The sequence below is a fragment of the Bradyrhizobium arachidis genome, from assembly GCF_015291705.1.
GTDB lineage: Bacteria > Pseudomonadota > Alphaproteobacteria > Rhizobiales > Xanthobacteraceae > Bradyrhizobium > Bradyrhizobium arachidis.
Genome location: NZ_CP030050.1, coordinates 5,068,023 through 5,089,725, shown reverse-complemented (window position 1 = coordinate 5,089,725; position 21,703 = coordinate 5,068,023). Strand labels below are relative to the sequence as shown.

The following is a 21,703-nucleotide window of genomic DNA, read 5'->3' as shown; positions in this document are numbered from 1 at the left end:
CCTTGGCCGCCAGCAAAAGGCTGGCATCGAACGGCAAAATCAGTATGTTGCGGCCCGAAACGGGCGCCGAGGTCCGATTTGAGGCCCCAAGTCCCCCATCGATTTGACCACGTCCTGGCCGATGCCGGGCCAAGCAAGCAGGAAATACAGCTTTGAGAGTCATCGCCAGTTCTATTCGCAAGGGCAACGTGATCGAGCAAGACGGCAAGCTTTATGTCGTCGTCAGCGCCGAGAACATCCATCCCGGCAAGGGCACCCCGGTCAGCCAGATCGAAATGCGCCGAATCTCGGACGGGGTAAAGATCTCCGAACGGTACAAGACCACCGACCAGGTCGAAAAGGCCACCATCGAAGAGCGCAACTACACGTTCCTCTATGAAGATGGCGACGGCTTCCACTTCATGAACCCCGAGACCTACGATCAGGTCCAGGTTTCCAAGGACGTCGTCGGCGACGCGGCCGCGTATCTTCAGCCGGATATGACCGTCAAGCTGTCGACCCACGACGTCAACGTGGTCTCGCTCGCGCTGCCGCAGCGCGTGACGCTGGAAGTGGTCGAGACCGAGCCCGTGACCAAGGGCCAGACCGCTTCGTCCTCCTACAAGCCCGCGGTGCTGTCCAACGGCGTCCGCACCACCGTGCCGCCGCACATCTCGGTCGGCACCCGCATCGTGGTGATGACCGAAGACGGCTCCTACTCCGAGCGCGCCAAGGACTAAGCGACGGGCCGGGGATCGGAATGGGTACCGCCGGGGGGCGAGGCAGTGGGTAGGAAGAGCTTCCGCTTCGTCTCGCTTCTTCTGGCGCCGCTTTCGCTCCCCATCGCCTCTCCGCTGGCGGCGGACGAATTCCGGAGCCCCTCGCTCACGGCCCTGCGCGTCGACTGGCGCGCAACGCTCGACCAGCTCCGCACCGAGATCAACAGTCGCCCCCAGATCGCGGGCGACTTCATCTTCGCACCTCGCCGCTCGGTGCCGCGCTATGACCCGCGCGCGATGCCGGCGCTGGTGCAGCTCAACGCGGTCTCCTCGCAGTTCTTCACCGGCATCGCCCGCAGCTCCGTGCCAGTGCTGCTGCCGTTCGATACAGCGGCTTATCTCGAGACGCAGCGGAGCGGCGCGCCTGCGAGCCTGTCGCTGTCGCGCTTCCAGGCCGATTTCAATTCCGTCGACCTGTTCGATGCCGGCCCCGCCGGTTACAGCGCGACGTTCTCGCTTGAGCCCGGCGCCGGCGACGGCATGCCCAGCCGCGTGTTTGCAAGGCCCGTCGAGGTGCAGATCACGGGCTCGGCCCTAATCTACGACATCGCCGATCCCTCAGGCGGCAAGGGCGAGCCGGTCAAGCCGCTCGCAGCAACCTATCCGGACCTGCGCAGGTTCATCCGGGAAGGTTACGTGCGTTACGCCTTCACGCGCTTCGGCGTCGCCTATGTGGTGTCGATCCAGTGCCTGGACAGCGTCGCCAAGCCGCGGCGGCTGGCCTGCAAGGAAGCCTATCCGGTCGCCGAGCGTTTCCTGAAGGCGCTGCGGATCGCCGGCGGCCAGCGCATGCGGCCGCTGACGGACATGGCCTCAGGCATCATTGATCGTCCCTCGGAGCGTTCGGCGGACTTCAGCTATCGGCCGAGCGGCGACATCATCCCGAACACAGGCTATCGCAACAGGGGTGGCCATCCCGACGTGATGGCCTATGCCCAGATCCGTTTTCCGCTGGAGAAGGCGCCCGCCTTCGTGCGCTCGCAATCCTACGCCAAGCGCGACAGGAACGAAGGTCCGATCGGTTATCCCTGGCGTGACAATTTCTGCGAGTCCCGCAGTTTCGAGGTCTGGCAATGCGCCGGCGGTTACGGCCACCAGGGCGAGGACATCCGCGCGGCCGACTGCCCGCCTCCCGGCGAAGGCCGCGCGCCCTGCGATCCCAAACAGCGCGGCGTCGTCGCGGTGCGCGACGCCATCGTGATCCGCGGCGCCAAGGATCAGGCGGTAACGCTCGAGGTCAACAGCCGCACTGAGCACATCCGCTTCCGCTACATGCACATGAACCCGCAGGTGCTGACCGCCGACGGCGTTCTCAATGGCCGCACGGTCACGGAAGGCGAGAAGATCGGTGTGGTCTCGAACTATCTCGACCATCCCGCCGGCACCTCGATGCATTTGCATTTCGACGTGCAGCTATTCACCCGCGACGGCTGGATCTGGGTCAGCCCCTACGTCACGCTGGTCTCAGCGTATGAACGCCTGATCCACGCCCGCGGCCGCGAGGTCGGCCCGGAGATCGCGGGTACGCCGCAGCCCGTGGCCCATGCGCTGCCGGAGGACGTGGTCAAGCCTGATTTGCGCGAGGGCTCGAGCGGCGAGGAGAATTGAGCGGCCGAGCCCTTACCAATCACTCCAGATACGTCGTCAGCTGCGCGCCCTCGTCCGCGACGAACACCGCGATCAACTCCGCCGGCTCCGTTGCGCTGGCATTGGCCGAGACCAGGTGCGTGGAGCCCGGCGGCTCGAAGAAGGACTGGCCGACGCCGAACGTCTCGACCGGGCCGCCGCCGAGCTGGGAGCGGATCTCTCCCTTGGTGATGTAGGCCGTGACGGACCCCGCGTGGCGATGCGGCCGCGAGAACCCGCCGGGGCCGTAGAACACGCGCACGATCGTCACACGCTTGCCCGGCACGTTGGGCAGCGCGTAGGAGCCGATCGGCTCGACCTTGTCGAGCGGCGAGCTCCCCGCGGCGGTGGCGCAGAGCGGCGCCAGGGCGCTGGAAACGGTGTCCATCGTCACCGGCAGCGCCTTGCCGATCGCAAGCGCGCAGGCAAGTCCGCCGACGACGGCCAGCGCCGTCGCGCGCGATGGCACCGGGCGCAGCGTGGTGGCCAAATCCATTGCTGACATGACAGTCTCTCCTCGTTGCGTTCAGGATGCCGCGGCATGCGCCGCGACCGGCCGCTTCGCCGGCGTCCAGCGAAATGCCGCGCCAAAACGGTTCCAGACGTTGATCGAGGCGACCGCCGAGGTGAGATACGTCAACTCCGTCTCGGAGAACTCGCGGCTCGCCTCCGCGTAGACGTCTTCGCCGACGCCGTCCGGCAGCAGGGTCAGCGCCTCAGCCCAGGCGAGCGCCGCCCGCTCACGCGCGGAAAAGATAGGTGCCTCGCGCCAGACCGCGACCAGATGGAGCTTGTCGGCGGGCACGCCGATCCGCTCCGACAACAAGACATGATGCTGCACGCAGAAGGCACAGCCATTGATCTGTGAGGCGCGCAGCTTGACCAGCTCGAGCAGCTGTTTGTCGAGGCCAGCCTTGGCCGCCACCTGGCCCAGTGCGAGCACCAGATCATACGCATCGGGCGCGATCCGCTTGAAATCCTCGTATTCACTGCGGGCGTGAGACATTGCCGTTCACCTCGTGTTATTGTAATAGCACTTACATCTTATAAGAGCTCTTACATGTCACGCAAGTCTGCCGGCATCACAAGATCGAAAACCGCGCGCAAGACGCCCATGTCTGCCGACGAAGGCACCGTTCGCGTGCCCGCTCCCGGCGAGGGCAAGCGCGGCGAGCAAGGCTATCTCGGTTATCTCCTGCGCCAGGCTCACGCCGCGGTCCGCCTGACGATGGAGCGGACGCTGGCGGACCTCGGCGTGACATCGCCCCAATTTGCGGTGCTGACGATGCTCAACGCGTACCCGGGCCTGTCGGGGGCAGACGTCGCCCGCCTCACCTTCCTGACCCCGCAGACGGTCGGCGTGATCATTCGCAACCTGGAACGCGACGGCGCCATTGAGATGACGCCGCATCCCGTCCACGGCCGTATCCAGCAGTGGATGCTGACGTCGCGCGGCGCGACGCTGCTGAAGGCGTGTCGGGAACGCGTGATCGCGCTGGAGAAGCGCCTTGCCGGCGGCCTCGATGCCAAGACCGAGGCAAGCATTCGCCGGTGGCTCGCAGGGATCGCAGCGGATTTGCAGGAGGGCTAGCTGCGCAATGCTCACAGCATCACGGGGCGAGACCTAGTCGCCGCCTCCTCCATCGCCACCGCCGCCGTCACATCCGCCGGCATCCGAAAAATCGCCGCCGATGCCGCCATCACCCTGAATGCCGCGGCCAAAGTTCTCGGCAATGATCATCAGGACCACGACCAGCAGCCCGGCGCCGAATGGCCAGGGGGTGGCGTAGATGATGCTGAACAGCTCCCGCATGCGGGTATCTTGCACAGACGGAAACGAACCGACCGTAAAGCGACAGTCCAAAAGTTGGGGGTATCCTGACCGCGCAAGGACGGCCTAGTCGCCCTTCAACACTTTCTTAACCTCGCCGTCGGGCCAGGTCTCGTGCGCCGCGATCACCCGCACGCGGCTTTGGTCGGCGCCATTCACCAGCACATGCGAACTCACCCGGTCGCGGCATCGCTCCAGGTGCAAATCCGTCTCGGGCTTCCAGCTCAGCGTCGTCGCGAGATCGCCGGGGAAAATCTGCCACTGCGATCCGTCATCCAGTTCGACGACATGGCTTTCCGCATGCGCGCGTATCTTCATTCCACCCCGAATGCTCGATGAACAGATTGTGGCCCCGGCGTTGCGCCGGGGCCTTGCGCCGTCAGTCGTTGTCGTGATGAATCACGGTCTTGCTGCGATTGCCGAATTCATCTTCCTTCTTGATCACAGTGGTGCGATCGGCGGGCGCACGCTCCTTGATGACGGTTGTACGGTCGCGATCACGGTCGCGGTATTCATGGGACTGGCCCACCGTCACACCGGCGCCAACCGGACCGACGTGAACGCCGACTTCATCGGCGAATGCGGGGGCCGCGATCGCAGTGACCATGGCGGCAGCAAACAGATACTTCCTCATCTTCTCCTCCTCATTATCGTGCGGAGGGAATGCGGTAGTGCGACAGTTTGTTCCGGGCCAATGGGCTGTTCCCGGCGTTCCAGGAACCGACTCACCTGCGCGATTTTCCGGCTAGAATGGCACCATGAAACAAGCTGATTCCTCGTCCCTTCGTAGCCGCCGCACCCTGCTGAAATCCGCGCTCGGAGCAGCCGCTCTGCTCGCCTCGCCCGCGGATGTGCTTGCGGCACCTCCGGGCTTCGACGAGTGGCGCGAGAGCTTTCGCGCTCGCGCCATGGCCAAGGGCATTTCGGCCACGACATGGCAGCGCGCGATGGGACGCGTCGAGCCTGACATGAGCGTGTTCAAGCAGATGCGCAACCAGCCTGAATTTCACGAGCAGGTCTGGCAATACATCAACCGCCGCGTCTCGGACTGGCGCATCATCAACGGCAAGATCGCGCTGAAGAACAACGAGGCGCTGCTCGCGCGGATCGAGCGCGATTTCGGCGTCGAGCGCGGCACGCTGCTGGCGCTGTGGGGCGTCGAGTCCGCCTATGGCGATCCGCTGGTGCAGCAGAACCACATGACGCCGGTGTTTCCCTCCCTCGCCGCGCTCGCCTGGAACGAGCCACGCCGCAAGGCCTATTGGGAGACCGAGCTGATCAACGCCCTGCGCATCGTCGACAAGGGCTGGAGCACGCCCGAGGAGATGAAGGGCTCATGGGCCGGCGCGATGGGACATTCGCAATGGATGCCGGAGGTCTGGCTCAATGTCGGCATCGACTATGACGGCGACGGCAAGGTCTCGCCGTTCGGCAAGCCCGACGACGCGCTGGGCTCGACCGCAAAATATCTGGTCAATCGCGGCAAATGGCATCGCGGCGAGCACTGGGGCTACGAGGTGCGCGCGTCCGGCGAGGCAAGCGGCAGCCGCACCTACGCGGCGTGGCAGTCGGCCGGCGTCACCCGCGCCGACGGCCAGCCGTTCCCGCAGCCGAACGCCTCCGCACAGATGTGGACGCCGGTCGCGGGCGGGCCAACGTTCCTGCTCGGACCGAACTTCTATTCGGTGAAGAGCTACAATCCCTCGATGAACTACGCGCTGGCGATCTGCCATCTCGGCGACCGCTGTCTCGGCGCGCCGCCCTTCATCCAGCCCTTCCCCGGTTCCGAGCGCGCGCTGACGCTCGCCGAGGTGCAGGAGATGCAGACGCGCCTGACCAAGGCCGGTTTCGATACCGGCGGCACTGACGGCCGCGTCGGCAACGACACCATGAAGGCGATCAAGGATTTTCAGCAGCGCGCGGGGATCACGCCGGCAGATGGCTATGGCGGGCTGAAGGTGCTGGCCAAGTTGCGGCAGGGGTCGTAGGCGACCTCAGTGCCGGTACTGCGGCTCCTCCGCATCCAGCTGCCGCCGGATCGCGGCGAGGTGCAGCCGCGCGGATTCGGAATCGCCCTCGCGCATCTGCCTGTAGGTCTCGGCCGCAATCGCGGGATCGACCGGCAGCACCTTGCGTCCGGTCGACATCGCGAGCACCTGCACTTCGGCAGCGCGCTCGAGATAATAGAGATCGTCCCAGGCTTCCGCGATGGTCGGCGCCAACACCATCACGCCGTGATGCTTCATGAAGACGATGTCAGCATCGCCAACTGCGGACGCGATGCGCGCGCCCTCGCGGTTATCGAGGGCAAGGCCGTTATAGTCGCGGTCGACCGCGGTGCGGCCGTAGAATTTCAGCGCGGTCTGGCCGGCCCAGATCAGCGGATCGCCCTCGGTCATCGAGAGCGCGGTGGCGTAGGGCATGTGGGTGTGGAAGGCGACCTTGGCGCGCGGTAGGCGCTTGTGCATCTCGGCGTGGATGTAGAAGGCGGTCGCCTCGGGAACGCCTTCACCGTCGAGCACGTTGCCGTGGAAGTCGCAGATCAGCAGCTTCGAGGCGCTCAGCTCGCGGAACGCGTAGCCATAGGGGTTGACGAGGAAGAGATCGTCATGGCCCGGCACGACGGCCGAGAAGTGGTTGCAGATGCCCTCCTCAAAGCCGTTGCGGGCGGCCATGCGGAAACAGGCGGCGAGATCCTCGCGCGCGGTGCGGATCGCATCGGTGGCAAGGTCCGGCCGGTTCGAGCGGACGGGCTCGGGCGCGGAAGACGGCGAATGAAGGCTGTGCGCCATGGCGAAGGACACCTCTGTCGGTCGGAAGCTGTCAGCGTTCTACAGGGGCCGCGCCTGCACGTCAGCCCCCGCGACCGCCACCCTGCCCTGCGCGTCTCACGCTCGACGCGGCACTCCGCCGGCATTCATGCCGCCGTCGATGACGAGCTCGCTGCCGGTGACGTAGCGCGAGGCATCGGAAGCCAGATACAACACGCCGGAGGCGATCTCCGCGGCCTGGCCGGCGCGCCCGAGCGGAGTTGCGACCTTGGCACGCTCCTCCGGATCGATCGGCGCATTCTGGCCGGCGCCGGCCGCACCGGTCGGAATCTTGCCCCAGATCGGCGTGTCGATGATGCCGGGATGCACGGAGTTGACGCGGATGCCGTCACCTGCTGCCGCGCACTCCATCGCGATCGACTTGGCGAACAGCCGCACGCCGCCCTTGGTCAGCGAATAGGCCGAGAGCCCCGGCGCACCGCGCAAGCCCGCGAGCGAAGACATCATCACGATCGAGCCGCCGCCGGTCTTGCGCATCAAGGGCAGGCAGTGCTTGACCGAGAGAAACACCCCATCGAGGTTGATCGCGTTCTGCTTGCGCCAGTCGGAGAGCGTCATGTCGACGATCGAGGGCACGGCAATGCCGATGCCCGCATTGGAGACCATGATGTCGAGCCGGCCGTAGCGCTTCGCGATCTCGGCGACGATCTCGATCCAGCGCTCCTCGCTGGTGACGTCCTGCTCCAGGAAGATCGCCTTGCCGGCTGCCTTGGTGACGCGCTTTTCGAGCTCGGGGCCTCGCAGCTCGTCGATATCGGTGATGACAACAGTGGCGCCCTCGCGCGCGAACAGCTCGACAATGGCCTCGCCAATACCTGACGCGCCGCCCGTCACCAGCGCGACCTTGCCCTCAACCTGCCCTGCCATGTTCACTCCCTTCATTTTTGTCGTTGCGGCATGATCTTGCCGGAAAATCGCGCCGGGTCTTGCGTTATCTGATCACGGATGGCCCCTGGTCCGGTAGCGCGACATCGAGGACGCGGAATTGCACGCGCTCGGCGCCCTGGTAGCGGTCGACCGACAATGATCCCGCGACATGTAGTTGCTGGCCGCGATTGGCGAGTAGCGCATTGCCGAGCTTCTGGCCGACTGCGCGGAATGCGATGCCGTTGACGATCGAACCGTCGCCCGACTTAAAACGCAGCCTCAAATGCGCCTGCCCGACCTCGTCGGCAAAGACGAGCTGATGCCCCGGCAGCGCCAGCACCGGCTCCGGGTTGCCGCTGCCGAACGGCCCCGCGCGATTGAGCGTCGTCGCCAGCTCCGTCGTTACCGCACGCGCGGAGACCGCGCCGTCGATATCGAGCTCATTGACGTGGCGCGCCTCGGCGACGTCCTGCGCCAGCGCGGTCTCGAGATAGGCACGGAATTCGGCGAGCTTCTCTTTCCGCAGCGTGACGCCGGCGGCCATCGCGTGGCCGCCGCCCTTCAGCAAGATGCCGTCGGCCACAGCCTGCCGCACCGCCTTGCCGAGATCGACGCCGGCGATCGAGCGGCCCGAGCCGGTGCCGATGCCGCCGGGCTCGAGCGCGATGGCGAAAGCGGGCCGCGAAAACTTCTCCTTCAGGCGCGAGGCGACGAGGCCGACCACGCCGGGATGCCACCCTTCAGACGCCGTGACGATGACGCCGAGCTTATCCTCCAGCCCGATCGAGGCCAGCGCCTCGGCTTCCGCCTGCGCTTCCGCGGCCTGCTCGATGATGCGGCGCTCGCTGTTGAGGCGATCGAGCTCGGCGGCGATCCGCGCGGCCTCGACGCTGTCGCCTTCCAGCAAAAGCCGCACGCCGAGATCGGCGCGGCCGATGCGGCCGCCAGCATTGACGCGCGGACCCAGCATGAAGCCGAGATGCCAAGCCTCCGGCGGGCCGTTGAGCCGCGCCACGTCCATCAGCGCGGTATGGCCGACATGGTCGCGACGTCGCATCGCGATCAGACCCTTGGCGACGAAGGCGCGATTGAGGCCGATCAGCGGCGCCACATCGGCGACCGTGCCCAGCGCGACGTGATGCAGCATGCCCAGCAGATCGGGCTCTGGCATCTCGGAATTCCAGAAGCCGCGCTGGCGCAGCTCGCGATTGACCGCGACCAGCGTCACCAGCACGAGGCCGACGGCGGCGAGATGGCCGAGACCCGAGAGATCATCGAGCCGGTTCGGATTGACTAGCGCATCGACCTCCGGCAGCTCGTCACCGGCCTGGTGATGGTCGATCACGACCACGGACATGCCGAGGCGTTTTGCTTCGGCGAGCGGCTCGATGCTGGTGGTGCCGCAATCGACAGTGACGAGCAGCGTGGCGCCCTTGGCCGCCAGTCCGCGAACCGCTTCGGTGTTGGGGCCGTAGCCCTCGAAAATGCGGTCAGGGATATGGATCAGCGGATCGAGCCCGCAATGGCGCAGATGCCAGGCCAGCAGCGCCGCCGAGGTGGCGCCATCGACGTCGTAGTCGCCGAAGATCGCGACCTTCTCGCCCCTCGCCGCCGCGTCCGCGATCCGCTTCGCCGCGGCCTCCATCTCAGTCACGGTGAACGGATCCGGCATCAGCTTCCGGATGGTCGGATCGAGAAAGTCGGCGACCGCGTCAATGTCGACGCCGCGGCCCGCCAGCACCCGCGCCAGCAGCTCCGGCAGTTGGTGCCGCTGCACGATGGCGAGCGCCTTGGCCGCCCCGCGCGCGTCCAGCCGGTCGCGCCAGAGCTTGTCGGTGAGCGAGCGCGCGACGCCCAGGAACGCCTGGGGCATCTCGGTCGGCAAGGTGGTGGCGGGCGGTGTCATGGATCGAAACTGGCTTGAGGAACGCGGACCCGATACAGGGCGATGCGGCGATCGGCCGACAATGACGATTGACCGGGAATCCCCTGGTGTTTGCAATGTCCCCGCCGCACAAAGCGGTGGATTGCCGCTTTGCTGCGCGGACTGACTATCATTTGGGCAATCCGCAAAACAGCAAATTAAGCAGGCGTTAGGCGGAATCCTCGAAAAAGAATCGTATTCGATCTGTGAGTTGTTGTTCCGGGTTCATTGCAGATCAGGCCTCATTGCCAAGGGAAGCTCCCCGATGTCTGCTGCGCTGGGTCTCAAAGCCAAGCCCGTTTCCAACGAACCCGCCGACGACGATTCCGACATTTCCGCGCTGATCAACCGCCTCACCGCGGAGGTCAACCAGATCGCGGTCGACAAGACCAAGGCGATCCAGCAGATCACCAACCAGATGAAGATGCTGGCGCTGAACGCGCTGATCGAGAGCTCGCGCGCCGGCGCGCAAGGCGCCGGCTTTGCCGTGGTGGCGCAGGAGGTGCGCGGCGTCGGCCAGCAGGTCGAGACCATCGCACGCGAGCTCGAGACCCAGTTGACGAAACGCACCGGCGATCTCGTCGCCTCGATCGACCGCATGAGCCAGCGCTCGCGCGGCGAGCGCATGGTCGATCTGTCGCTCAACGCGGTCGAGCTGATCGACCGCAACCTCTATGAGCGCACCTGCGACGTGCGCTGGTGGGCGACCGATTCCGCCGTGGTCGATTGCGCGGCCTCCCCTGCTCCGGCCGCGGTCACCTACGCCTCGCAGCGGCTCGGCGTCATCCTCGGCGCCTACACCGTCTATCTCGACCTCTGGCTTTGCGACCTCGACGGCAACGTCATCGCCAACGGCCGCACCGACCGCTTTCGTGTCGTCGGCCAGAACGTCGCCCACACCAAGTGGTTTCGCGAGGCGCGCACCCTTCGCTCCGGCGACGATTATGTCGCCGGCGATGTCGAGAACCAGCCGCTGCTCGGCAACGCGCAGGTCGCGACCTACTGCGCCAGCGTCCGTGCCGGCGGAGAGGCCCACGGCGCGCCGATCGGCGTGCTCGCCATCCATTTCGACTGGGAGCCGCAGGCCCGTGCGATCGTGCAAGGGGTCCGCGTCGGCGACAGCGACAAGGCCCGCGTGCTGCTGGTCGACTCCAATTTCCGCGTGATCGCCGCCTCCGACGGCCAGGGCATCCTCAGCGAGCGCATCTCGCTCTCGCTGAACGGCCAGCGCTCCGGCTTTTACCACGACCGGACCGGCACGATGATCGCCTTCCACGCGACGCCTGGCTATGAGACCTATCGCGGGCTCGGCTGGTACGGCGTGATCGTCTGCGGGGTGTGAGCCTGTTCAACCCAGATCGTGAAAACAACCCCATGCACAGTAGCGGAAGGGTCGTTTTCATGACGATTTTTCATTTGCCATTTGAGAGGTCGGGCAAGGCCGTTTGACACGTCGGGCAAAACACCGGCATGATGCGATGATGGCGCCGTTGGCAGCCGAGGCTGTTCGCGTCTGATGACCAAGCCACCCCTTCTCGACCCTGTCGCCCGCGCCACCTCCGAGAGCAAGGGAACGCACCTCGTGACGGCGTTGCCGATCTGGTGCCCGAACTCGGCATCTCGAACATTCACGTCAGCCTGTCGTTCTGGCAGGACCTGCTCGGGTTCGAGATCGCCTATGATCGGTCGGCAACGACGAAATCGGGCAGCGCGAATTCCTGGTCCAGGATCCCGATGGCTATTTGATCCGCCTCGTCGAACGCTTAGGCACGCGCGCGCCGAAGTAGCCGCGGCAGCGCTATGCCCTGGCGATCCCGGCTCGTTGTGCCCGCAACGCGGCAATTCCGAGCGTCTGCGACGGGCGCTCGCCAAACACTGCAAAGTAATATTGCGCGAACCGGCCGAGCTCGTAAAAGCCCTGCTCCATCGCGACGGCCGCCACGGTGGTTGAGCCGGGCGCGCTCTCGCGCAGGATGGAATGAACGGCGCATAGCCGCTTGTGCCGGAGGAAACTGACCGGACCGAGGCCGAATACCTCCTGAAAGGCACGGTGCAAGGTGCGCCGCGATACGCTCAATGCCGCGCAGATCTCCGACACATGCACCGGGCGCGTGCCGGCTTCGTCGAGATAATCCTCAACCCTGCGGATCAGCCGTCGCGCCGAAGGCAGCCAGCTGCTGTGGTCAGGCGGCAGTGACGACATGACATTGGCCGCCATGCATTCCACAATCGCCCGTTTCCAGAACTCGGCGGTCGAGGGCGTCAAGCCCTCCGTGTTCGTCCGCAGATGCGACATGATCCGGACCAGGCGACGCGAGGCAATCGCACCGCTCTCGGGATCCGCCTTAAAATGGCTGCGGCTGCGCCAGGTGTCGGGATCGCTCAGCCGCGCCTCGCCGCCGAACAGCGAGGCAACTCCATCGAGGTCGAAGCGCATCGCGGCGTAAGCGGACGCGCCATGGAAGACGCCGTCATGCTCGAGCAGCGGCGGGATCACGAGCACGTCGTTGAGCTGCATGTCGAACGACCAGTGCGCAACGCGCTCCTCAGCCGCGAGCAGCATCCCGATGATCAGCTTGTCGTCGCTGGAGACGCGCTGCGTGCGCATGCCGACGTTGAAGGTGCCGATGCTCAGCGAGAAGTCGCCGATACCAACATGCGACAACGTTCCCCGCAGCCGCCCGCGTCCGAGCTGCATCACGTCGACATGCGAGCCGTGGACGGCCTGGTGAAGTCCTTCGAAACCGTCGAGCTTACGCGAATCAACCAGAAGGAACTGCCCCATGGCTGCACTCTGTTACTCAAGCGCGACAATTCTGCGGCAGGCGGCCGCGAAATACCACCACAACGCGAGATGGGTGCGACAACCCGCCTGCGCGTTTTGATACAAACGCTATCGAAATCCGGCGAGCGAGATTGCCGTATTCAGCGCGAGTTGCTGCGATTTGTGACATGGGGCGTTAAGTCTCAGCCGCTGCTTCAGCGTACTGGCACAAACTGCACATCACAGCCTCCCATTCTTCGGATACCGTTTGCAACCTCAGCGATCTCAATCGGAAGCGCTCTGTCGATGGCAGGGCGCACGCGGTGGCGTTTTGCCGCGTGGTGGAAGCCCTGCGCGCAAAGGAAAGAGATCTTGACGCAATGACGCGTCTTCGTCTCCCCGAGCGTCGAGAAAGAGGGGACCAGACAATGCGTCCAGCGTACCGGACAACGCGCCGTCGTCGGCACCTGCCAAAACCTTCGCCGTAGCGTCAGCTCCACCATGTTGCGGGCGGACCTCGATCATCGCGAGTGGTTGCCGGACGATGCAAAGACCGGCGAGATGCTCTTCATTCCCGGCGGAACCTTTCGCATGGGATCCGACCATCATTACCCCGAGGAGGCGCCGAGCCATCGGGTCGCCGTCGACGGTTTCTGGATCGATCGCACGCCGGTCACCAACCGGCAGTTCAAGCAATTCGTCAACGCGACACGCCATGTCACTGAAGCCCAGATCGTTCCGGATCCGAAGGACTATCCAGGCGCCCTGAAGGAGATGCTCTACGCGGGATCACTGGTTTTCTCTCCGCTGCCGCGCATCACCGATCTCACCGACTGGAGCCAGTGGTGGTCATTCATGCGCGGCGCCAATTGGCGTCATCCTTACGGTCCCGGCAGCAACATCAGGGGCCTCGACGATCATCCGGTCGTGCACGTCTCCTACAGCGATGCGGCGGCCTATGCCCGTTGGGCCGGCAAGGAGCTGCCGACGGAAGCCGAATGGGAGTTTGCCGCGCGGGGCGGCCTTGAGGGCGAGGAATTCGCCTGGGGCGATGCGCTGATGCCGGGCGGTAAGCACATGGCCAATATCTGGCAGGGAAACTTCCCCGTCCAGAATCTCGGCGAGGATGGGTACGCACGTACCTCGCCGGTCATGGCCTTCCCGCCCAACGGCTACGGCCTCTACGACATGATCGGCAATGTCTGGGAGTGGACATCCGACTGGTGGTCGGCGCGGCACACGGCCGAGGCTGCAAAACCCTGCTGCATCCCAAGCAATCCGCGCGGCGGCCGCGAGGATGCGAGCTTTGATCCATGTCAACCGGACATCCGCATTCCGCGCAAGGTTCTGAAGGGCGGCTCGCATCTCTGCGCGCCGAACTATTGCCGCCGTTATCGTCCCGCCGCGCGGCATGCCGAGCCGATCGACACCTCGACCAGCCATGTCGGCTTCCGCTGCGTGGTGCGGATGCCTCCCGTCACTCACCGCGAACAAGAAGGATCTGCTGCAACATAGGGAGCATCGCATGAGCAGCGAGTTGAAGAACAAGAACAACCAGTCCAGTCAACCGATCGATCGCAGACATCTGCTGCTTGGAACATCCTCCATCGTCGCCGCCGCGGCCCTGACGTCCGAGGCCATGGCGCAGGCCCAGAAAGCAGCCCCAGCGCCCAACCCGTCGCAGACGTCGTCCGGCCGCAAGCCGAACATCCTCGTGATCTTCGGTGACGATATCGGCCAGACCAATATCTCCGCCTATTCTTTCGGCGTGATGGGATATCGCACCCCGAACATCGATCGCATCGCCAAAGAAGGCATGATGTTCACCGACTATTATGCCGAGCAGAGCTGCACCGCCGGGCGATCGTCGTTCATCACCGGCCAGTGCACGCTGCGGACGGGATTGTCGAAGGTCGGCATTCCCGGCGCCGCCGTCGGCCTCCAGTCACGCGACGTGACGATCGCCGAATTGCTCAAGCCGCTTGGCTACGCCACGGGCCAGTTCGGCAAGAACCATCTCGGCGACCGCAACGAGTACCTGCCGACCGTACACGGCTTCGACGAGTTCTACGGCAATCTGTATCACCTCAACGCCGAGGAAGATCCGGAGAACCGGTTCTATCCGCGCGATCCCGGCTTCCTGGAGAAATTCGGACCGCGCGGCGTCCTGCGCTGCAAGGCCAGCGACCGCGACGATCCGACCGAGCACCCACGCTTCGGACGGGTTGGCAAGCAGACCATCGAGGATACCGGCCCGCTGAACAAGAAGCGGATGGAGACGATCGACGACGAGACCTCGGCTGCCGCGATCGATTTCATCAAGCGGCAGACCCAGGCCAACACGCCGTTCTTCTGCTGGTTCAACTCCACCCGCATGCATTTCCGCACGCACGTCCGGCCCGAGCATCGCGACAAGCCCGGGCTGACGTCCCGGACAGAATATGCGGATGGAATGATCGAGCACGACGCGACGATCGGAACGATCCTGAAGGCGCTGGACGATCTCGGCATCGCCAACGACACCATCCTGATCTACACGACCGACAACGGACCGCACCAGAATTCCTGGCCGGATGCCGGCACGACCCCGTTCCGCAGCGAGAAGAACACCAATTGGGAAGGCGCGTTCCGCGTTCCCTGCATGATCCGATGGCCCGGCCGCATCGCTGCCGGCACCGTGTCGAACGAGATCGTCAGCGGTCTCGACTGGATGCCGACGCTGCTCGCCGCAGCAGGCGATGCCGACGTCAAGCAGAAGCTGCTGACCGGTTATCAGATCGGCGGCGAGACCTACAAGGTCCATCTCGACGGCTACAGCCAGCTCGCCTACCTCACCGGTCAACAGCCGAACAGCGCCCGCAAGGAATTCGTCTACTTCAACGATGACGGCGACCTCGTCGCGGCGCGCATCGAGAACTGGAAGGTCGTTTTCGAGGAACAGCGTGCGACGGGAACGATGCGAATCTGGGCCGAGCCGTTCACGAAGCTCCGTGTCCCGAAATTCTTTAACCTGCGGTCCGATCCTTACGAACGCGCCGATATCACGTCCAATACCTACTATGACTGGCTGATGTCGGACGCTGCCGGCGTCCTCATTGCCGGCCCTGCAATCGTCGGTCAATTCCTTGCAACCTTCAAGGAGTTTCCGCCCAGCCAGCGGCCTTCGAGCTTTAGCATCGATCAACTCCAGGAGAAGATGCAACGTAGCTTCGAAGCCGCGCAGAGTAACTGACGGTGGCGGAATGGCGGGAGATGCAACGGTCGGATCGTGAAGAGCGCATCCGGCCGTCTTGGTCGCAATGGCGCGCCATCGCGTCGCGAAAGTCATACCGCGTCGTCCTGGCCGTCGTCATGCTCGTCTCGGTCGGAGCATCGCGCGCATCGGCCCAGACCGATCCCTTGCCATCCTGGAACGACGGCGCGGCGAAGCAGGCCATCACCGATTTCGTCACGCGCGTGACGTTGCAAGGCGGCGCGGATTTCGTGCCACCTGCCGAGCGTATTGCTGTGTTCGACAATGACGGCACGTTGTGGTGCGAGCAGCCGGTTTACTTCCAGCTCGCCTTTGGCCTCGACAGTGTCAAGGCGTTGGCGCCGAAGCATCCTGAATGGAGGCATCAGCAACCGTTCAAGGCATTCCTCTCGGGTGACAAGGAAGGCCTCGCCTCGCAGGGCGAGAAGGGCTTGCTGGGGTTGATCGCGGCCGCACATAGCGGCATGACGACGGATGACTATGCCGTATCGGTAGCCGGCTGGCTCGCGCAGGCCAGGCACCCGCGCTTTGACCGTCCCTACAACGAACTGGTCTATCAGCCGATGGTCGAGCTGCTCGCCTATCTGCGCGCGAACGGTTTCAAGACTTTCATCGTCTCCGGCGGTGGTGTCGAATTCATGCGGGTGTGGGCCGAGAAAGCCTATGGCATTCCGCCGGAGCAAGTCGTCGGCTCGTCCGGCGTCACGCAATTCAAGATCGGCGCCGACGGACGTCCTCTCCTGACGAAGCTGCCCAAGGTCGAATTCATCGATGACGGCCCCGGCAAGCCGTCAGGCATCAACCGCTTCATTGGTCGTCGCCCGATCCTCGCCTTCGGCAATTCGGACGGCGACCAGCAGATGCTGCAATGGACCGCGGCCGAGCCTGGCGCTCGTTTCCTCGGCATCGTCCATCACACCGATTCAGCCCGCGAATATGCCTACGACCGGCGATCCAAAATCGGAAAGCTAGACAAGGCCTGGGATGAAGCGGTGCAGCGTGGCTGGACCGTGGTCGATATGGCCAAGGACTGGAAGACGGTGTTCGCGTTCGAGCATAGCAACACAGGGGCCTTGCAATGACGAGGCGGCCGTCATGAGCGGCTACGACATCTTCGCCTGGATCGTGCTGGTGATCCTGCTCGCCAGCGCCATCGGCGTCGTCTGCATCGCCGGCTGGCTGCCAGGGCACATTGCCAAGTCGCGCAACCATCCGCATGCGCAGGCCGTGACCGTCGCAGGCTGGATCACGCTGTTCTTCGGCTTCGCGCTGTGGCCGATCGCCTTCATCTGGGCCTATCTCGACGTGCCCGCGCGCAAGGCGGGAGATGCGTGATGGCCGTCGCGATCCTCAACACCTACCTGGTGCTGCTGTTTCTTCTGGTGCACTTCGGCGTCGTGCGCTTCAACCTGTTCTGGAAGGCGTCGCCCTTCATCGTCATGGCGATCGTGCTGATCTGTCTCTTCATCCCGATGGGATGGGGCGCGCCGCAAGGCAATGCGCTGGTCGTGCGCAATGCGGTCTCGATCGTGCCTGACGTCGCCGGCGAAGTGACCGACGTCCCTGTCGCCGCCAACGTGCCGCTCCGATCCGGCGACGTGCTGTTCAAGATCGATCCGACGCCCTACGCCGCCCAGGTCAAGGCGATCGACGCCCAGTTCAAGCTCGCCAAGACGCGGCTCGGCCAGATGACGCAACTTTACGAGCGCGACGCCGGCCGCGGCTTCGATGTCGAGCAGCGCCAGTCCGAGGCGGACCAGCTCTCCGGCCAACTCGAGGCCGCGCAGTGGAACCTCGACAAGACCGTGGTGCGTGCGCCCACCGACGGCTACGTCACCAACCTTGCGCTGCGCAAGGGCGCGCGCGTCGCCAATTTGCCGCTGTCGCCGGTGATGGCCTTCATCGACACCTCCTCCACCATCATCGGCGTCGAGATCAACCAGATCGATGCGCGTTACGTCGCGCCGGACCAGGAGGTCGAGGCGACCTTCAAATTCGCGCCCGGGCAGATTTTTGCCGGCAAGGTCGAGAGCGTGCTCCAGGCGATTGCGCCGGGACAGACCCAGACGTCGGGCACGGCCGTCATGCCGAAAGCGATCGAGGCCGCGCCTTTCGTCGTTCGCGTCAAGCTCGACGATGCCGATTTCGTCAGACGTTTGCCGGCCGGCAGCGCCGGCACGGCCGCGATCTATACCGACCACGTCAAGCCGACCCATGTCGTGCGTCGCGTGATCCTGCGGCAGGTCGCGATACTGAATTACGTCAATCCGTTCTGAGCGAGAGGCGCCATGAAAAGAGCATTGATGACGGCTTCATTCCTTCTCCTCACGCCTGCCGCGCATGCGCAATCGCAAGTCCCGGTGACGGTCGACAATTTTGGCCGCGCAGAGAGCGATCTCTATTTCGGCAACGGCGTCAAGGATGCCGGCGGGATCGGAAAGCTGTTTCACCATCGCGAACCGATTCAGATCAACAAGCAGATGGTGATCCGGTCCAACCGCGACACGTTGTACTCGACCGTCGTCCTCGACCTCGACGCCGGCCCCGCGACGATCACGTTACCGGATGCAGGCAAGCGATTCCGGTCGATGCAGGTGATCAACGAGGACAACTACGTCGTCGGCAAGGTCGAATATGGCGCGGGGAGCTACACATTCGACAAGAACAAGGTCGGCACGCGCTACGTCATGATCGCGCTGCGGACGCTGGTTGACCCCAACGATCCCAAGGACATCGAAAAAGTCCACGCCTTGCAGGACGCGGTTAGGATCAGCCAGAAGTCTCCGGGCAAATTCGACATTCCGAACTGGGATGCCGGCAGCCAGAAGAAGGTCCGGGATGCCCTTCTGGTGCTGGCTGCAACGACGGGTGGGTTCAAGAATGCGTTCGGATCGAAGGAGCAGGTCGATCCGGTCAAGCATCTGATCGGGACCGCAGCCGGATGGGGCGGCAATCCCGACAAGGAAGCCACCTATCTCAGCTTCAATCCGGAAAGGAACGACGGCACCACGGTCTACAAACTGACCGTTCCCGGCAACGTGCCGGTTGACGGTTTCTGGTCGATCAGCCTCTACAATGCCGAGGGCTACTTCGAGAAGAACCCATACGGCGCGTATTCGCTCAACAACATCACCGCGGCGAAATCTGCTGACGGCTCCGTCGCTGTGCAGTTCGGCGGCTGCGACGGCAAGATCCCGAACTGCCTGCCGATCATGAAGGGCTGGAACTACACGGTGCGGCTCTACCGGCCGCGGCCCGAAATCCTGAACAGCAAGTGGAAATTCCCCGAACCGCAGGCGGTGGGCGGATCATGAGCGACATTATGCATACCCTGGAGGCTGTCATGAAGCGTGCAATCGTTGCCGCTTTCGCCGTCATGTTGACCATGGGCACGAATGCGCAGTCGAACTCCTTGGATGAACTCACTGCGCACCGGGCTCAAGCCCGCGCCGTCGAGGCCGTCATCTGGGGAATGCCGATCGTCAACTACGACCTCATGCTTCAGGAGATGCTGACCAAGACGCCGGGCAAGGTGAACCAGGTGATCTATTGGGGCAAGCCGCTGGACTGGAAGAACCAGACGCTGACGCCGAACCCAGATACGCTCTACTTGATGGCGTTCCTCAACACGAAGGATGCTGGTCCGATCGTGATCGAGATTCCGCCGGCAGGCGCTGCGGGCTCCCTCAATGCCAACATCGTCAATGCCTGGCAGCAGCCGCTGGAAGACGCAGGCCTGCTCGGCGTCGACAAGGGGGCCGGCGTCAAGCTCGTGATGCTGCCGCCCGGCTTCACGGGCCAGGTGCCCGCAGGCTTCGAGCCGCTTCAGCCCAACACGTTTGGAAGCTACGCCCTGTTCCGCTCGAACATGAAAAGCCATGGCGATGCCGACGTGGCGAACTCCATCGCTTACGGCAAGCAGATCAAGATCTATCCGATTTCCCAGGCATCCAGCCCGCCACAGACGGTCTTTACCGATGTCAAGGACGTCGTGTTCGACTCGACGATCCGCTACGACGACAGCTTCTTCGTCAATCTCCACCGCGCTGTGCAGAGCGAGCCGTGGCTTCCACGCGACCGCGCGATGATCGATCAGTTGCGCGCGATCGGTATCGAGAAAGGCAAGGCGTTCGCGCCCGATGCGAAGGTGAAGCAGGCCCTCGCAGCCGGTATCGTCGAAGCGCGTGCATGGATGGCGGCGAAATACGACGCCGGTCTGCCTCCGTTCTTCGAGGGAACGCACTGGACCGTTCCGGCGCATCCCGACTTGCTCAAGGCGGCGGCGGCTGAATTCGAGGAGCCGGACGCCTATCCGGTCGATTGGCGGGGCATTACCTATACGTACGCCTATATCGGCATCAAACGGCTCGGTGCAGGCCAGTTCTACCTGATCAACATCAAGGACAGAGACGGCCAGAGCTACGACGGCGCGACGACGTATCGCCTGCACGTTCCGCCTGATGTGCCGGTCGAGCAGTATTGGTCGCTGACGGCCTATGATCGCGACACGCACGCGCTCATCAAGAACGTCGACCGCGCGAGTCGCGCTTCGAACAATGCCAACGTGAACAGAAATGCTGACGGGTCCGTCGATCTCTATCTCGGGCCGAAGCCGCCCGCCGGCCAGGAGGCTAACTGGATCCCGACCGACCCCGCCCGCAAGTTCGAGCTGATGTTCCGCCTTTACGGGCCGAAGCAGGAACTCTTCGCGAAGAGCTGGAAGCTACCTGACGTCGAACGGTTCGCGACGACCGTCGGAGGCGCCACGAAGTAGCGGGACCGTGGGACGTGGATTGGTGGCTACGACAAGCGTGAGGGGAATGACATGACGGGACAGCTTCGCAGCGCCACGCTTGGCATCGCAATGGCGTTCACCGGCTTCGCCGCCCAGCCTGCCCTCGCCGATTCCGGCGGCGTCAGCTTCTGGCTTCCAGGCATCTTCGGCAGCCTCGCCGCCGTGCCGGTGACGCCGGGATGGGCCTATTCGACGATGTACATTCACCTCAACGAAAAAGCCGGGGCCGGGCAGAACTTCGTCACCAGCGGCGGCATCCCGGGATCGGTGACCGCCGGCCTCAAGGCTCATGCCGACGTGCTCGTGATGGGTATCACCTACACCTCGGCGATGCCGGTGCTCGGCGGCCAGGCCGGCTTCACCGTGCTCACCGCGCCGGGAAACATCGGCGTCGGCATCGATGCGACGCTGACCGGGCCACGCGGCAATGCCATCTCGGGCAGCGCCACGGACAACCGCACCACGCTGACCGACGTGTTCTACCAGGGCACGCTGAAATGGAACCAGGGCGTCCACAACGAGCTGGTCTACATCACCGGCAACATCCCGAGCGGCACCTATGATTCCAGCCGGCTCGCGAATCTGAGTTTTGGCTTCCCGGCGATCGATGCGGGCGCCGGCTACACCTATCTCGATCCGAAGACCGGCCACGAATTCTCTGTCGTCGGCGGCCTCACCTATAGTTTCATGAACGGCGCGCTGCAGTACCAGAATGGCATCGACTTCCATCTCGACTGGGCCGCCTCGCAGTTCGTCAGCAAGAACGTCCATGTCGGGCTCACCGGCTACTACTTCCAGCAGATCACCGACGACAGCGGCCCCGGCGCCAAGCTCGGCGGTTTCAGGGGCATGTCGGTCGGCATCGGCCCGCAGATCGGCTTCATGATCCCGATGTCCGACGGCTATCAGGGCTATCTCAACATCCGCGGCTACAAGGACCTCGAGACCGAGAACCGGCCAAACAGCTGGTCGACCTGGGTCACCTTCTCGGTCTCGCCGGCAGCGCCCGCGCCGGCCGCGACGAAGCCGATCGTTCGAAAATACTGACGGAGGC

23 protein-coding genes are annotated in these 21,703 nt (G+C 64.3%); 14 read left to right on the top strand and 9 right to left on the bottom strand.

Annotated features, from left to right (window positions below):
* The first annotated feature begins 152 nt into the window (after nucleotides 1–152).
* Nucleotides 153–719, top strand: a complete 567-nt coding sequence (efp, locus tag WN72_RS23640; RefSeq protein ID WP_027557928.1) for an elongation factor P — start codon at nucleotides 153–155, stop codon at nucleotides 717–719.
* Nucleotides 720–764: 45 nt separating this feature from the next.
* A complete protein-coding gene (locus WN72_RS23635; protein WP_092216283.1) occupies nucleotides 765–2,366 on the top strand; it encodes a peptidase M23 in 1,602 nt (533 codons plus the stop codon).
* A gap of 19 nt (nucleotides 2,367–2,385) precedes the next feature.
* On the opposite strand, the gene WN72_RS23630 is transcribed toward WN72_RS23635, so the two are convergent.
* A complete protein-coding gene (locus tag WN72_RS23630) occupies nucleotides 2,386–2,889 on the bottom strand; it encodes a cupin domain-containing protein (protein ID WP_027557926.1) in 504 nt (167 codons plus the stop codon).
* A gap of 21 nt (nucleotides 2,890–2,910) precedes the next feature.
* Nucleotides 2,911–3,390, bottom strand: coding sequence for a carboxymuconolactone decarboxylase family protein (locus WN72_RS23625; RefSeq protein WP_027557925.1), 480 nt, complete (start codon nucleotides 3,388–3,390; stop codon nucleotides 2,911–2,913).
* Nucleotides 3,391–3,444: 54 nt separating this feature from the next.
* Here WN72_RS23625 and WN72_RS23620 point away from each other — a divergent pair, with 54 nt between their 5' ends.
* On the top strand, nucleotides 3,445–3,975 hold the full coding sequence (locus tag WN72_RS23620) for a MarR family winged helix-turn-helix transcriptional regulator (RefSeq protein WP_027557924.1): 531 nt from the start codon (nucleotides 3,445–3,447) through the stop codon (nucleotides 3,973–3,975).
* 33 nt (nucleotides 3,976–4,008) lie between these two features.
* Here the strand turns inward: WN72_RS23620 and WN72_RS23615 are convergent, their stop codons facing one another.
* The 3 genes from WN72_RS23615 to WN72_RS23605 form a co-directional block, all read right to left on the bottom strand.
* Nucleotides 4,009–4,197 carry a hypothetical protein gene (locus tag WN72_RS23615; RefSeq protein WP_027557923.1) on the bottom strand — a complete coding sequence of 63 codons (189 nt, stop codon included), beginning with the start codon at nucleotides 4,195–4,197 and terminating at the stop codon, nucleotides 4,009–4,011.
* Nucleotides 4,198–4,281: 84 nt separating this feature from the next.
* On the bottom strand, nucleotides 4,282–4,533 hold the full coding sequence (locus tag WN72_RS23610) for a hypothetical protein (protein ID WP_027557922.1): 252 nt from the start codon (nucleotides 4,531–4,533) through the stop codon (nucleotides 4,282–4,284).
* 61 nt (nucleotides 4,534–4,594) lie between these two features.
* Nucleotides 4,595–4,849, bottom strand: coding sequence for a hypothetical protein (locus WN72_RS23605; protein WP_027557921.1), 255 nt, complete (start codon nucleotides 4,847–4,849; stop codon nucleotides 4,595–4,597).
* Nucleotides 4,850–4,973: 124 nt separating this feature from the next.
* Here WN72_RS23605 and WN72_RS23600 point away from each other — a divergent pair, with 124 nt between their 5' ends.
* Entirely contained in the window at nucleotides 4,974–6,203 is a 1,230-nt protein-coding gene (locus tag WN72_RS23600) for a lytic murein transglycosylase (RefSeq protein ID WP_092216282.1), read from the top strand.
* Nucleotides 6,204–6,209: 6 nt separating this feature from the next.
* Here WN72_RS23600 and WN72_RS23595 read toward each other — a convergent pair whose 3' ends face one another.
* From WN72_RS23595 to recJ, 3 genes are all read right to left on the bottom strand, one after another.
* Nucleotides 6,210–7,007 (bottom strand): aldolase, encoded by a 798-nt coding sequence (locus WN72_RS23595; RefSeq protein WP_027557919.1) that lies wholly within the window; start codon nucleotides 7,005–7,007, stop codon nucleotides 6,210–6,212.
* A gap of 96 nt (nucleotides 7,008–7,103) precedes the next feature.
* Nucleotides 7,104–7,913 carry an SDR family NAD(P)-dependent oxidoreductase gene (locus WN72_RS23590; RefSeq protein ID WP_167380826.1) on the bottom strand — a complete coding sequence of 270 codons (810 nt, stop codon included), beginning with the start codon at nucleotides 7,911–7,913 and terminating at the stop codon, nucleotides 7,104–7,106.
* Nucleotides 7,914–7,977: 64 nt separating this feature from the next.
* Nucleotides 7,978–9,819, bottom strand: a complete 1,842-nt coding sequence (gene recJ / locus WN72_RS23585) for a single-stranded-DNA-specific exonuclease RecJ (protein WP_027557917.1) — start codon at nucleotides 9,817–9,819, stop codon at nucleotides 7,978–7,980.
* A 283-nt stretch (nucleotides 9,820–10,102) separates the two neighbouring features.
* Between recJ and WN72_RS23580 the strand changes: the two genes are divergently transcribed.
* Entirely contained in the window at nucleotides 10,103–11,179 is a 1,077-nt protein-coding gene (locus WN72_RS23580) for a methyl-accepting chemotaxis protein (RefSeq protein WP_028146299.1), read from the top strand.
* Between the two features lie 260 nt (nucleotides 11,180–11,439).
* Entirely contained in the window at nucleotides 11,440–11,583 is a 144-nt protein-coding gene (locus WN72_RS23575) for a VOC family protein (protein WP_244553753.1), read from the top strand.
* A gap of 52 nt (nucleotides 11,584–11,635) precedes the next feature.
* Here WN72_RS23575 and WN72_RS23570 read toward each other — a convergent pair whose 3' ends face one another.
* Nucleotides 11,636–12,622 (bottom strand): helix-turn-helix domain-containing protein, encoded by a 987-nt coding sequence (locus tag WN72_RS23570; RefSeq protein ID WP_092216281.1) that lies wholly within the window; start codon nucleotides 12,620–12,622, stop codon nucleotides 11,636–11,638.
* 480 nt (nucleotides 12,623–13,102) lie between these two features.
* Between WN72_RS23570 and WN72_RS23565 the strand changes: the two genes are divergently transcribed.
* From WN72_RS23565 to WN72_RS23530, 8 genes are all read left to right on the top strand, one after another.
* On the top strand, nucleotides 13,103–14,116 hold the full coding sequence (locus tag WN72_RS23565; protein ID WP_092216280.1) for a formylglycine-generating enzyme family protein: 1,014 nt from the start codon (nucleotides 13,103–13,105) through the stop codon (nucleotides 14,114–14,116).
* 10 nt (nucleotides 14,117–14,126) lie between these two features.
* Nucleotides 14,127–15,833 carry an arylsulfatase gene (locus tag WN72_RS23560; protein WP_027557914.1) on the top strand — a complete coding sequence of 569 codons (1,707 nt, stop codon included), beginning with the start codon at nucleotides 14,127–14,129 and terminating at the stop codon, nucleotides 15,831–15,833.
* Nucleotides 15,834–15,952: 119 nt separating this feature from the next.
* Nucleotides 15,953–16,936: an HAD family hydrolase gene (locus tag WN72_RS23555; RefSeq protein WP_092216370.1), complete on the top strand. Its 984-nt coding sequence runs from the start codon at nucleotides 15,953–15,955 to the stop codon at nucleotides 16,934–16,936.
* 13 nt (nucleotides 16,937–16,949) lie between these two features.
* Nucleotides 16,950–17,189 (top strand): DUF3302 domain-containing protein, encoded by a 240-nt coding sequence (locus tag WN72_RS23550; protein WP_092216279.1) that lies wholly within the window; start codon nucleotides 16,950–16,952, stop codon nucleotides 17,187–17,189.
* Nucleotides 17,189–18,130 (top strand): HlyD family secretion protein, encoded by a 942-nt coding sequence (locus tag WN72_RS23545; protein ID WP_092216278.1) that lies wholly within the window; start codon nucleotides 17,189–17,191, stop codon nucleotides 18,128–18,130. The genes WN72_RS23550 and WN72_RS23545 overlap by 1 nt, the downstream gene beginning before the upstream one ends.
* Nucleotides 18,131–18,142: 12 nt before the next feature.
* On the top strand, nucleotides 18,143–19,168 hold the full coding sequence (locus tag WN72_RS23540; RefSeq protein ID WP_092216277.1) for a DUF1254 domain-containing protein: 1,026 nt from the start codon (nucleotides 18,143–18,145) through the stop codon (nucleotides 19,166–19,168).
* A 29-nt stretch (nucleotides 19,169–19,197) separates the two neighbouring features.
* Nucleotides 19,198–20,628, top strand: coding sequence for a DUF1254 domain-containing protein (locus WN72_RS23535; RefSeq protein ID WP_092216369.1), 1,431 nt, complete (start codon nucleotides 19,198–19,200; stop codon nucleotides 20,626–20,628).
* A 51-nt stretch (nucleotides 20,629–20,679) separates the two neighbouring features.
* Complete coding sequence (locus WN72_RS23530; protein ID WP_244553752.1) at nucleotides 20,680–21,696, top strand: SphA family protein; 1,017 nt, start codon at nucleotides 20,680–20,682, stop codon at nucleotides 21,694–21,696.
* Nucleotides 21,697–21,703: the final 7 nt, after the last annotated feature.